The organism is Streptomyces sp. NBC_00094 (assembly GCF_026343125.1).
Lineage (GTDB): Bacteria > Actinomycetota > Actinomycetes > Streptomycetales > Streptomycetaceae > Streptomyces.
The window spans coordinates 3,337,627-3,349,753 of record NZ_JAPEMB010000001.1 but is presented as its reverse complement, the minus strand read 5'-3'; the positions used below and the strand labels follow the sequence as shown (position 1 = coordinate 3,349,753).

The window sequence follows — 12,127 nt, the reverse complement described above, 5'->3', positions numbered from 1 at the left end:
AAACGGCCCCCACCGCGACGCCTCGCCCCTACCCTGAGGGGCAGCGCCGGTGGGGGCCGGTGCTGTTCAGGGGTCGAGACCCGTCGGGTACGGCGCCATCAGCGGGGTAACAGTCAACGCACGGCGGCGGCCGCGCGACCGACGGACCCGCCTCCGGCGCCGTACCCGCGCCGGTCCGTTCCTCGACCCTTGGGGGTGTCCGTGGCACGTATCCGGGTCCTGGTGGTGGACGACCACCGCATCTTCGCCGAGTCGCTGGCCGCCGCCCTCGCGGCGGAGCCCGACGTGGACGTCTCCGCCGCGGGCAGCGGACCGGCCGCCCTGCGCTGCCTGGACCGCGGTATCGCGGAGGGCCGCAGGTTCGACGTCCTGCTCGTCGACGCCGAGCTGGGTACGGGACCGACCGGGGCCGCCCTCGCGGCAGCGGGCCCCGGCGCGGCCGGCGCGGCCCGCTCCGCACCGACCGGGGCCGAGGTCCCGGTCGACGGGATCTCCCTGGTGGCAGGGGTGCGCAGGGTCCAGCCCGCCGTCCGCACCGTCGTCCTGGCGGAGAAGGACGACCCGCGCAGGGCCGCGCTCGCGCTCCAGGCGGGGGCCTCGGGCTGGGTGGCGAAGGACTGCTCGCTGCAGCGTCTCCTCGCGGTGGTCCGGGGCGTGCTGCGGGACGAGACGCATCTGCCGCCGGCGCTGCTCACGGGCGTGCTGCGGGAGTTGACGGCGGCCCGCAAGCACCGGACGGACAGCGAACGGCTGGTGGAGTCGCTGACCCCGCGCGAGCGGGAGGTGCTGCGCTGCATGGTCGCGGGGCTCGGCCGCAAGGCGGTCGCCGAGCGGCTCTTCCTCTCCCCGCACACCGTCCGTACGCACATGCAGAACGTGCTGGGGAAGCTGGGCGTCCACTCGACCCTGGCGGCGGTGGCGCTGGCCCGCCGCGCGGGTGTCGGACCGGCGCCGCTGGGAGCGGACGGTCCGTCCGGGCAGGGACTATCCGGGGACGTTGTCGAACGGGGCGGTCAGTCGGCGTAGCAGCGCGGCCAGTTCGCCGCGCTGGGCGCGGGAGAGCTGGGCCAGGATGGCGCGTTCCTGCGCGAGGAGTCCGGCGAGCGCCTCGTCGGCGCGGTCGCGGCCCTCGGGGGTGAGCCGGACGAGGACCCCGCGCCGGTCGCTGGGGTCGGGGAGCCGCTCGACGAGGCCCTTCTTGGTGAGCCGGTCGATGCGGTTGGTCATGGTGCCCGAGGTGACCAGAGTCTGGGTCAGGAGCTGGCCGGGGGAGAGCTGGTAGGGCGCGCCTGCCCGGCGGAGCGAGGTGAGGACGTCGAACTCCCAGGGCTCCAGCTGGTGCTCGGAGAAGGCGAGCCGACGGGCGCGGTCGAGGTGGCGGGCGAGTCGCGAGACGCGGCTGAGCACCTCGAGCGGTTCCACGTCGAGGTCGGGGCGCTCGCGGCGCCATGCTGCGACCAGTCGGTCGACCTCGTCCTCCATGACGATCAGTGTAGAGGGTCTGTTGACATAAAGTCTCTTGTGTTCAAGTTTCTCGATTTCAAGCATCTTGATTACGAGATATATTTCCCTGGTGTGCGGGGAAGAGACCGGGCCGGAACACCGTTCCGCTTCGGCAACTCGTTCCAGCAAGGGGGCTTCGAACATGCATTCCGTGGAATCCGCCGCACCAACCTGGGATCCGCAGCAGTACCTCCGCCACTCCGGCCACCGCACCCGGCCCTTCCTCGACCTGCTCGCCCGAATACCGCGCCTCCCCGCCCAGGGCAGGCCCGCCCGGATCGCCGACCTCGGCTGCGGCCCCGGCAATGTGACGGTCCGCCTCGCCGACCGGTGGACCGACGCCCACATCACCGGATACGACCTCTCGCCCGAGATGCTGGAGCGCGCCGAGAAGGACTGGTCCGGCACCACCCGGGGCGGCGGCTGGCTCGACTTCCGGGCGGCCGACGCCGCGCACTGGACCCCCACCGAGCCCTACGACCTGATCGTCTCCAACGCGGCCCTCCAGTGGGTGCCCAACCACCCCGAGTCCTTCGCCGCGTGGATCGACGGACTCCGCCCCGGCGGCACCCTCGCCTTCCAGGTCCCCGGCAACTTCACCGCGCCCAGCCACGCGCTGCTCGGCGAACTCTGCGACACCCCCGAGTGGCGCGCCCGCCTCGGCGACCAGGGCCGCCGCTTCGTCCACATCCTCGACGCGACCGAGTACCTCACCCGGCTCACCGGGCTGGGCTGCGAGACGGAGGTCTGGGAGACCACGTACTGCCGGCTCCTCCAGGGCGAGGACCCCGTCCTCGACTGGGTGAAGGGCACGGCGCTGCGGCCCGTCCTCACGACCCTGGGCGATGACCAGGAGGCGATCGACGCCTTCCTCGGCCAGTACCGCGCCCGGCTCCGCGAGGCCTACCCGGCGGGACCGCACGGCACGGTCTTCCCCTTCCGCCGTGTCTTCGCCGTCGCACGCAAGCCGGCGTGAGCGCCGTGACGCACGGGCGCTTAAACACGGGCGCCCCGCACCGGAGATCCGGGTGCGGGGCGCCCGTGCGGGACCACGAGGGTCACGCCACGGGGTCGGGCCGTGAGGTCACGACATGTGGTTGTAGATCCCGAAGCCGTAGCCGATCTGGAACTTCGGGGCGAACTTGCCCGGGGCGGTGTTCAGGTAGCGGTACAGGTCGCCGCCCGAGGTGACGCCCAGCAGGTCGGCCTTGCCGTCGCCGTTCACGTCGCCGGGGGCGATCAGCTTCGGGTACGCGTTCCAGCCGGCACCGATCTTGACCCCGGCCTTGAACGGCGTCGCCGCGACGCCGGTGCCCGCGTACAGGTAGAGGGCGCCGCCCGGCGTACGGGCCACCAGGTCCGCACGGCCGTCGCCCGAGAGGTCGCCCGCGCCGACGATCCGGTCGAAGCCGCCCCAGCCCGCGCTGATCTTGGTACGGGACGCGAGCCCCGTGCCCTGGCCGTTGCCCCGGTACAGGTACAGGGAGCCGGAACGGTCCCGGGCCAGCAGGTCGCCCTTGCCGTCGCCGCTCACGTCGCCCGGGCCGACCAGGTGGTTGTAGATGCCCCAGCCCATGCCGATGTAGTTGCCGTTGACGTACAGCTCGCCGTCGAGGAGCTGCCCGATGTCCGAGGAGCCGTCCGCGTCCATCGAGGACAGGTGCAGGACGGTCGCGCCGAGCCAGTTCCCCGTGTCGCTGAGCTGCGAGCGGGCGCCCAGCTGGCCGGTGGTCTTGTTGCCGTACCAGAAGAGCGTGCCGGCCTTGTCGCGGGCGACGACGCCTTCCTTGCCGGTGTACGGGATGTTGCCCGCGCCGCCGAACTGCGCGATGCCCGCCCAGTCGCCCACCGGGCTGCCCTGCACAGGCCCGGCCAGGGTCCCGTTGCCGTTGGCGTCGTACCAGAAGAGCGTGCCGGCGGTGTCGCGGGCGAGCAGCTCGCCGTCGCCGTCACCGTCGTTGTCGCCCGCGGTCATGATCTGGTTGTAGATGTTCCAGCCGCTGCCGATCGCCTTCTTGCCGGCGAACGGCGCGGACGTGTTGCCCGTGCCGGCGTAGAACCACAGCGTGCCGGCGGTGTCGCGGGCGACCAGGTCGGCCCGGCCGTCGCCGTTGTTGTCGCCGATGCCCACGAGCTGGTCGAAGACGTTCCAGCCGCCGCCGATCTGCTTGCGCGTGCTGAGCGGCGCGCTGGTGTTGCCGGTGGCCAGGTACAGGAACAGCGTGCCGTTGGTGTCGCGGGCGACCACGTCGGCCCGGCCGTCGCCGTTCACGTCACCGGGCGAGACGATCTTGTTGTAGATCTGCCAGCCGCCACCGTGCCACGTCTCGTACGGCGTGCCGGTCATCGCGGCGTCGACGTACAGGGTGAGCGTGCCGTTCTCCGAGAGCACCAGGACCTCGGGCTCGGTGCTGTAACCGCCCTGGTTGCCGATCGGGATGATGTCCTTCGCGACCTGATCGGTGCGGTAGAGCTCGAATTCGGAGCCCTCCTGGCCGGTGGACGTGTAGGTCTTGCCGTCCACGGCGCGGAAGACGAAGTCGTCGATGCCGTCGCCGTTGAAGTCCGAGAGCGGCAGGACCGAGGTCGCACCCTCGGCCGAGGCGGCACCGGCGCGGGCCTCGCTCCGCGGGATCGTCAGCTTCGGGAGCGGGAAGGCGGAGTCGTCCGCCTTCTCGGCGACGGGGAGCGGCGCCGGGTCGGCGGCCGACGCGGGAGACGCCAGCAGCATGCCGGCGGAGAGCGCGAGCGCGGTGCACGCGGCGACACGGCGGCCACGACGGGAGTTCAGGAAGAACAAGAAGATCCCCCCCAGGGATCAGAGGTTCAAGGGAACCAGCCAGGGGGGTTCGCACAGGCGTCGAACGGCGTCAGCGCGCGCCGATGGGCACGCGGAGACCACTTCGCTGGACGGTCGGAACACCCCCCCGGATGTTGAACGCGAGTCTACTCGGGCGTCCGCCGTTTGCCAGCGCTTTACTCCGCGAAGGTGAACGTCCGCTTCAGTTCTTGCGGTGCCCTATCAACCGCGGCTTCTGCTCCAGACCGTCGAGCCCGTGCCACGCCAGGTTCACCAGATGCGCCGCGACCTCCGACTTGTCCGGCTTGCGCACGTCCAGCCACCACTGGCCCGTCAGCGCCACACTGCCCACCAGCGCCTGCGCGTACAGCGGGGCCAGCTTCGGGTCGAAGCCGCGGGTCTTGAACTCCAGGCCGAGGATGTCCTCCACCTGCGTGGCGATGTCGCTGATCAGCGAGGCGAACGTGCCCGTCGACTGCGCCACCGGCGAATCCCGCACCAGGATCCGGAAACCGTCCGTGTAGTTCTCGATGTAGTCGAGCAGCGCGAACGCCGCCTGCTCCAGGAGCTCCCGCGGATGGCCCGCGGTCAGCGCGCCCGTCACCCCGTCCAGGAGCTGCCGCATCTCCCGGTCGACGACGACCGCGTACAGCCCCTCCTTGCCTCCGAAGTGTTCGTACACCACCGGCTTGGAGACCCCGGCCTTCGCCGCGATCTCCTCCACCGACGTGCCTTCGAAGCCCTTCTCGGCGAACAGTGTGCGGCCGATGTCGAGGAGCTGCTCCCGGCGCTCCGCGCCCGTCATCCTCACCCGGCGGCCACGCCGGGGCTTCTGCCCGCTACTGCTTCCCGCGCTTCCGGTACTCCCGGTACCGCTGGTACTGCCCTCGATCGCCACGTCTTCCATCATGCCGCGTCTGCGGCCGGGCTCTGGCGCCGGGCTTCGATGCGCTCCTTCGCCGGCCACCGCACGTCGGACGCCCAGCCCGCCAGCTCGAACCAGCGGATCAGCCGCGCGCTGGAGTCGACCTGGCCGCGCAGCACGCCGTGCCGCGCCGAGGTCGGGTCCGCGTGGTGCAGGTTGTGCCAGGACTCGCCGCAGGACAGCACCGCCAGCCACCACACGTTGCCCGAGCGGTCACGCGACTTGAACGGACGCTTGCCCACCGCGTGGCAGATCGAGTTGATCGACCAGGTCACGTGGTGCAGCAGCGCCACCCGTACCAGCGAGCCCCAGAAGAACGCGGTGAAAGCGCCCCACCAGGACATCGTCACCAGACCGCCCACCAGCGGCGGGATCGCCAGGGACAGGATCGTGAAGGAGAGGAAGTGGCGCGAGATCGCCCGGATCGCCGGGTCCTTGATCAGATCGGGCGCGTACTTGTGCTGCGGGGTGCGCTCCTCGTCGAACATCCAGGCGATGTGCGCCCACCACAGGCCCTTCATCAGCGCCGGGACCGTCTCCCCGAAACGCCACGGCGAGTGCGGGTCACCCTCCGCGTCCGAGAACTTGTGGTGCTTGCGGTGGTCCGCCACCCAGCGCACCAGCGGCCCCTCCACCGCCAGCGACCCCATGATCGCCAGCGCGATCCGCAGCGGCCGCTTCGCCTTGAAGGAACCGTGCGTGAAGTACCGGTGGAAACCGATCGTGATCCCGTGGCAGCCGATGTAGTACATCGCCACCATCAGCCCGAGATCCAGCCAGCTCACCCCCCAGCCCCAGGCCAGCGGCACCGCCGCGAGCAGCGCCACGAAGGGCACCGTGATGAACAGCCCCAGGGTGATCTGCTCGATCGATCCCTTGCTGTCACCGCCCAGCGTGGCGGAGGGCAGGTCCGTGGCGCCGGCGGGCGCCTCGGGAGCCTCGGGTGCCGAGGTCACCTCGGTGCTAGTGGTCATGGGTGTCCCCTGGGGATGAGGGTGAGGGTGAAAGGAGCGGAAATCGCAGCCGAGGCTACGGGACCGTAACCTACGGCGTCGTAAGTATGGCAGCGCCGTGACCCGCGGCAAGGGGGCACGAGAGGGGCGTTGCCCACACCGCCGCGGCGGACACCTATCCTGGGTCCGTCGGACAGCGCGGTCCGCAAGCCTCCAGTACCCCTCCAGACGTGCTCAAACACTGCAAGGAGCCGCACCTGTGAGCAGTGCCGACCAGACCCCCACCGCCAGCGCCGAGCTGCGCGCCGACATCCGCCGACTGGGCGACCTGCTGGGCGAGACCCTCGTCCGCCAGGAGGGCCACGAGCTCCTCGACCTCGTCGAGAAGGTCCGTAGCCTCACCCGTGAGGACGGCGAGGCAGCCGCCGAGCTGCTCCGTGGCGTCGAACTCGAGACCGCCGCCAAGCTGGTGCGCGCGTTCTCCACCTACTTCCACCTGGCGAACGTCACCGAGCAGGTCCACCGCGGCCGCGAGATGCGCGAGAAGCGCGCCGCCGAGGGCGGCCTCCTCGCCCGCACCGCCGACATGCTCAAGGACGGCGACCTCGCGCACGTACGCGAGACGGTCAAGAACCTCAACGTACGACCCGTCTTCACCGCGCACCCCACCGAGGCCGCCCGGCGCTCCGTCCTCAACAAGCTGCGCCGCATCGCCGCCCTCCTGGAGACCCCGGTCATCGAGGCCGACCGGCGCCGCCATGACCTGCGGCTCGCCGAGAACATCGACCTCATCTGGCAGACCGACGAGCTCCGGGTCGTCCGCCCCGAGCCCGCCGACGAGGCCCGCAACGCCATCTACTACCTCGACGAGCTGCACGCCAACGCCGTCGGCGACGTCCTGGAGGACCTCGCCGCCGAGCTGGAGCGCGTCGGCATCGAACTGCCCGCCGGTACGCGCCCGCTGACCTTCGGCACCTGGATCGGCGGCGACCGCGACGGCAACCCCAACGTCACCCCGCAGGTGACCTGGGACGTCCTGATCCTGCAGCACGAGCACGGCATCACCGACGCCCTCGAACTCGTCGACTTCCTGCGCGGACTGCTCTCCAACTCCATCCGCTACACCGGAGCCACCCAGGAACTCCTGGACTCCCTCCAGCGCGACCTGGAACTCCTGCCGGAGATCAGCCCCCGCTACAAGCGCCTCAACGCCGAGGAGCCGTACCGCCTCAAGGCCACCTGCATCCGGCAGAAGCTCGTCAACACCCGCGAGCGCCTCGCCTCCGGCACCCCGCACCAGGACGGCCGCGACTACCTCGGCACCGCCGAGCTGATCCACGACCTCACCCTGATCCAGACCTCGCTGCGCGAGCACCGCGGCGGCCTCTTCGCCGACGGCCGGATGGACCGCACCATCCGCACCCTCTCGGCCTTCGGCCTCCAGCTCGCCACCATGGACGTCCGCGAGCACGCCGACGCGCACCACCACGCGCTCGGCCAGCTCTTCGACCGCCTCGGCGAAGAGTCCTGGCGCTACACGGACATGCCCCGCGACTACCGGCAGAAGCTGCTCGCCAAGGAGCTCCGCTCCCGCCGCCCGCTCGCCCCGACCCCGGCCCCGCTGGACGCCGCCGGCGAGAAGACCCTCGGCGTCTTCCACACCATCAAGCAGGCCTTCGAGCGCTTCGGCCCCGAGGTCATCGAGTCGTACATCATCTCGATGTGCCAGGGCGCCGACGACGTCTTCGCCGCCGCCGTCCTCGCCCGCGAGGCCGGCCTGATCGACCTGCACGCCGGCTGGGCCAAGATCGGCATCGTGCCGCTCCTGGAGACCACCGACGAGCTCAAGGCCGCCGACGTCATCCTCAACGACATGCTGGCCGACCCCTCCTACCGGCGCCTCGTCTCGCTCCGCGGCGACGTCCAGGAAGTCATGCTCGGCTACTCGGACTCCTCCAAGTTCGGCGGCATCACCACCTCCCAGTGGGAGATCCACCGCGCCCAGCGCAGGCTCCGCGACGTCGCCCACCGCTACGGCGTACGCCTGCGCCTCTTCCACGGCCGCGGCGGCACCGTCGGCCGTGGCGGCGGCCCCTCGCACACCGCGATCCTCGCGCAGCCCTGGGGCACCCTGGAGGGCGAGATCAAGGTGACCGAGCAGGGTGAGGTCATCTCCGACAAGTACCTGATCCCGTCCCTCGCCCGGGAGAACCTCGAACTGACCGTCGCGGCCACGCTGCAGGCCTCCGCCCTGCACACCTCCCCGCGCCAGTCCGACGAGGCCCTCGCCCGCTGGGACGCGGCCATGGACACCGTCTCGGACGCCGCCCACACCGCGTACCGCGAACTCGTCGAGGACCCGGACCTGCCCGCGTACTTCTTCGCGGCGACCCCCGTCGACCAGCTCGCCGACCTGCACCTGGGCTCCCGCCCCTCGCGCCGCCCCGACTCCGGTGCCGGTCTCGACGGACTGCGCGCCATCCCGTGGGTCTTCGGCTGGACGCAGTCCCGGCAGATCGTCCCCGGCTGGTTCGGCGTCGGCTCGGGCCTCAAGGCCCTGCGCGAGGCCGGACTCGACGCGGTCCTCGGCGAGATGTACGGGAACTGGCACTTCTTCCGCAACTTCCTCGCCAACGTCGAGATGACGCTCGCGAAGACCGACCTGCGGATCGCCCGCCACTACGTCGACACCCTCGTCCCCGACGACCTCAAGCACGTCTTCGAGACCATCGAGGCCGAGCACGCCCTGACGGTCGCCGAGGTCCTCAAGGTCACCGGCGGCGAGACGCTCCTGGCCTCCAACCCGGTGCTCCAGCAGACCTTCGCCATCCGCGACGCCTACCTGGACCCGATCTCCTACCTCCAGGTCGCCCTCCTCGCCCGCCAGCGCGCGGCCGCCGAGCGCGGCGAGGACCCGGACCCGCTGCTCGCGCGGGCCCTGCTCCTCACGGTCAACGGCGTCGCGGCGGGCCTGCGCAACACCGGCTGACCCCTGCCGTACGAACGACTGTGCCCCCGCCGGAATCCTCGGACTCCGGCGGGGGCACAGTCATGACGGCGTGAAGCGACTACTACTACTGCTGGGCGGCCTTGCGGCGGCGGGTCACCAGGAACGCGCCGGCACCCGCGAGGGCCACGGCCACGGCGGCGAGGACGCCGACCGGGGCGCTGGAGCCGGTCTCGGCGAGGTCGCCCTCACCGGTGCTGCCCGTGCCACCGGTACCGGCGGTCTCGCCGGCCGGGGTGGTGGCCGACGGCGACTCGGTGCCGCCCGGGGTCTCGCCCGGCGCCGGGGTCTCACCGGGGGCGGTGGTCTCGGTGCCCGGGGTCGTGGCCTCGGTGCCGGGGGTCGTGGTCTCGGTGCCCGGAGTGGTGGTCTCGGTGCCGGGGGTGGTGGTCTCCGTGCCCGGGGTGGTCGTCTCGGTGGCCGGGGTCGTGGGAGACGTGGTCTCGGTGACCGGGGTGGCCGGGCAGGTGTGGGAGAGCGGGAACTTGTTGCCCTTGCCCGGGAGCGGGCCGCCCGTGATCTCGGCCTCGACGGACTTCAGCGTCGCGCCCGGCGCGGAGGCCACGTACGCGTGCTTGCCCTCGGGGTTGCCGAAGGCGCTGAAGTCGGTGATGACCTGCGTGCCGCCCGGCTCGAACGTCACGGTCAGCTCGACGAAGTCGGCCGTGCCACCGGGGAGGACGAAGTGCCAGCCATCCTTGTCGGCGGGGATGCCGGGGCAGGTCTCGCCGCCCTCGTTGTCGAACTCCGCAGCCGTCAGGGGAAGCTCCTGACGCAGAGTGGGGTGGTTGGCGCCGGGACCCTCCGACGCGGAGGCGATCGGGGCGAGGACCAGGGAGCCCGCCAGGGCGGCGACCAGTGCGCCGGAGGAAAGGAGAGTACGTCGCATGTGCAGTCGTCCATCTGGGAGATGAGGATGCCGTGGGAGGTGGCGGGGGCAGCCTATCCGTCGCTTTAAGCCACTCTTAACCCAGAGGTTCATAACGATCGCGACGGACCCGCCGGTATCACCGGGTATCGGTCAGAGTGCGAAGAACGCGGCCACGAGAAGCGCCCCGCCGGCCCCCGCGAGCGACCACGCCGTCCGTGAAAGACGCAGTCCGCCGCCGACCACCGGCGCCGCGAGCAGCAGCGCCCCGCCCAGCGGCACCCACGCGTGCAGCCCGCCGCCCCAGCCCGTCCGTACGCCCTCGTCCGTGCCCGGCTTCACGACCACCGGGATCGCCATGCCCTGCTCCGCCGCGACCGAACGCGTGATCGTCAGCGTCCGCCGCGTCGACGACGGGTCCTCCGGCGCGTACGTGCCGCTGCAGGTGTCGTCCGTGCAGCCGGTCACCGTGAGCGTGCCGTGTTCACGCCCCTTCGCGAGCAGGACGTGCTGGGCGGAGTCCCACGACGCCCAGGCACCCCCGACGACGAGGAGCAGGGCGACCAGGGCCATCGCGGCGTTACGGACGTGCGTCATGACCCGCGATCGTACAGTCGTACGTTCCGACCGCGAGGGGTCACGACGCCCTCTACGAGTTGTACGCCGTCTGCGCCCGCTCCAGGCCCTCCGCCAGCAGGCACTCCACCGAGTCCGCCGCGCGGTCCACGAACCAGTCGAGGTCCTTGCGCTCCGTCGACGAGAAGTCCTTCAGGACGAAGTCCGCGACCTGCATCCGGCCCGGCGGACGCCCGATCCCGCACCGCACCCGGTGGTACTCGGGACCCATCGCCTTCGTCATCGACTTCAGACCGTTGTGCCCGTTGTCGCCGCCGCCGATCTTCAGCCGCAGCACCGAGTAGTCGATGTCCAGCTCGTCGTGGATCGCCACGATGTGCGCCGTCGGCACCTTGTAGAAGTCGCGCAGCGCCGTCACCGGACCGCCCGACAGGTTCATGAACGACATCGGCTTCGCGAGGATCACCCGACGGTTCTCTGGCCCGGGCGGCCCCATGCGGCCCTCGACGACCTGCGCCTGGGCCTTCTGCGCGCGCTTGAACGAGCCGCGGATCCGCTCGGCGAGCAGGTCCACGACCATGAAGCCGATGTTGTGGCGGTTGGCCGCGTACTCGGGCCCGGGGTTGCCGAGGCCGACGATCAGCCAGGGGGCGTTGGCGTCGTCCGTCATGTGCGTCAGGTCTCCTCGTATCCGTCCACGCGTCCGTACTTCCGTACTTCCGCACAAGAGAAACGGGGTGACGGGCCGAACGGCCCGTCACCCCGTCACGTCAGGCAGAGCCTACGGCTCAGGCCTCGGTGGTCTCGGCGGCCTCGGCGGCCGGCTCCTCGGCCTGCGCGGCCAGGACCTGCAGGACGACGGCGTCGGCGTCGGTGGCCAGGGTCACGCCGGCCGGCAGGGTGATGGCGCCCGCGAGGATGGAGGCACCGGCCTCCAGGCCCTCGACGGAGACCGTGATGGCCTCGGGGAGGTGGGTGGCCTCGGCCTCGACGGAGAGGGTGCCGAGCACGTGCTCCAGCAGGTTGCCACCGGCGGCGAGCTCACCCTCGGCCTGGACCGGGACCTCGACCGTGACGGTCTCGCCGCGCTTGACGAGGATCAGGTCGACGTGAACGAGCGAGCCCTTGATGGCGTCGCGCTGGACGGCCTTCGGGATCGCGAGCTCGTTGGTGCCCTCGATGTCCAGGGAGAGCAGGACGTTCGGCGTACGAAGCGCCAGGCCGAGCTCGTGGGCCGGGAGGGAGATGTGGACCGGGTCGGTGCCGTGGCCGTAGAGGACCGTGGGGACCAGGGAGGCGCGACGGAGCTGGCGGGAAGCGCCCTTGCCGAACTCCGAGCGGACGGTGGCGGCGAGCTTGACCTCGGACATGTTGCACTCCTCGTAGATGGTGACGAAACAAGTGGTCACCCGGCCACGACTGGCGTTGGCCTGCTACGAAGAGCGCGTCGATAACGGACCGCCGTGACCCTGTACATCCGTACGGGTACGGCCTC

Annotated in this window: 11 protein-coding genes; 3 read left to right on the top strand and 8 right to left on the bottom strand. The window is 71.2% G+C overall.

The features are described 5' to 3' along the window. Positions 1-201 precede the first annotated feature (201 nt). The gene (locus tag OG580_RS14400) at positions 202-1,026 is read left to right on the top strand and encodes a response regulator transcription factor (RefSeq protein WP_267044072.1); all 825 of its coding nucleotides are present in this window, start codon (positions 202-204) and stop codon (positions 1,024-1,026) included. Here the strand turns inward: OG580_RS14400 and OG580_RS14395 are convergent. Then, positions 985-1,482: a MarR family winged helix-turn-helix transcriptional regulator gene (locus OG580_RS14395; RefSeq protein ID WP_024754861.1), complete on the bottom strand. Its 498-nt coding sequence runs from the start codon at positions 1,480-1,482 to the stop codon at positions 985-987. The genes OG580_RS14400 and OG580_RS14395 overlap by 42 nt on opposite strands. A 163-nt stretch (positions 1,483-1,645) precedes the next feature. Here OG580_RS14395 and OG580_RS14390 point away from each other — a divergent pair, with 163 nt between their 5' ends. Beyond that, on the top strand, positions 1,646-2,479 hold the full coding sequence (locus OG580_RS14390) for a trans-aconitate 2-methyltransferase (protein ID WP_267044071.1): 834 nt from the start codon (positions 1,646-1,648) through the stop codon (positions 2,477-2,479). Positions 2,480-2,587: 108 nt separating this feature from the next. Here the strand turns inward: OG580_RS14390 and OG580_RS14385 are convergent, their stop codons facing one another. The 3 genes from OG580_RS14385 to OG580_RS14375 form a co-directional block, all read right to left on the bottom strand. Continuing rightward, positions 2,588-4,303 carry a VCBS repeat-containing protein gene (locus tag OG580_RS14385; protein ID WP_267044070.1) on the bottom strand — a complete coding sequence of 572 codons (1,716 nt, stop codon included), beginning with the start codon at positions 4,301-4,303 and terminating at the stop codon, positions 2,588-2,590. Positions 4,304-4,505: 202 nt separating this feature from the next. Beyond that, positions 4,506-5,213, bottom strand: coding sequence for a TetR/AcrR family transcriptional regulator (locus tag OG580_RS14380; RefSeq protein WP_267044069.1), 708 nt, complete (start codon positions 5,211-5,213; stop codon positions 4,506-4,508). Next, the gene (locus OG580_RS14375) at positions 5,210-6,202 is read right to left on the bottom strand and encodes a fatty acid desaturase (protein WP_267044068.1); all 993 of its coding nucleotides are present in this window, start codon (positions 6,200-6,202) and stop codon (positions 5,210-5,212) included. The genes OG580_RS14380 and OG580_RS14375 overlap by 4 nt, the downstream gene beginning before the upstream one ends. Positions 6,203-6,440: 238 nt before the next feature. Here OG580_RS14375 and ppc point away from each other — a divergent pair, with 238 nt between their 5' ends. Next, positions 6,441-9,170, top strand: coding sequence for a phosphoenolpyruvate carboxylase (gene ppc, locus OG580_RS14370; RefSeq protein ID WP_267044067.1), 2,730 nt, complete (start codon positions 6,441-6,443; stop codon positions 9,168-9,170). Positions 9,171-9,255: 85 nt separating this feature from the next. On the opposite strand, the gene OG580_RS14365 is transcribed toward ppc, so the two are convergent. From OG580_RS14365 to OG580_RS14350, 4 genes are all read right to left on the bottom strand, one after another. Then, positions 9,256-10,077: an LPXTG cell wall anchor domain-containing protein gene (locus OG580_RS14365; protein WP_267044066.1), complete on the bottom strand. Its 822-nt coding sequence runs from the start codon at positions 10,075-10,077 to the stop codon at positions 9,256-9,258. Positions 10,078-10,209: 132 nt separating this feature from the next. After that, the gene (locus tag OG580_RS14360; protein ID WP_267044065.1) at positions 10,210-10,653 is read right to left on the bottom strand and encodes a hypothetical protein; all 444 of its coding nucleotides are present in this window, start codon (positions 10,651-10,653) and stop codon (positions 10,210-10,212) included. Between the two features lie 52 nt (positions 10,654-10,705). Next, positions 10,706-11,302: an aminoacyl-tRNA hydrolase gene (gene pth / locus OG580_RS14355; protein WP_267044064.1), complete on the bottom strand. Its 597-nt coding sequence runs from the start codon at positions 11,300-11,302 to the stop codon at positions 10,706-10,708. 118 nt (positions 11,303-11,420) lie between these two features. Further along, positions 11,421-12,002: a 50S ribosomal protein L25/general stress protein Ctc gene (locus tag OG580_RS14350; RefSeq protein ID WP_267044063.1), complete on the bottom strand. Its 582-nt coding sequence runs from the start codon at positions 12,000-12,002 to the stop codon at positions 11,421-11,423. Positions 12,003-12,127 lie beyond the last annotated feature (125 nt).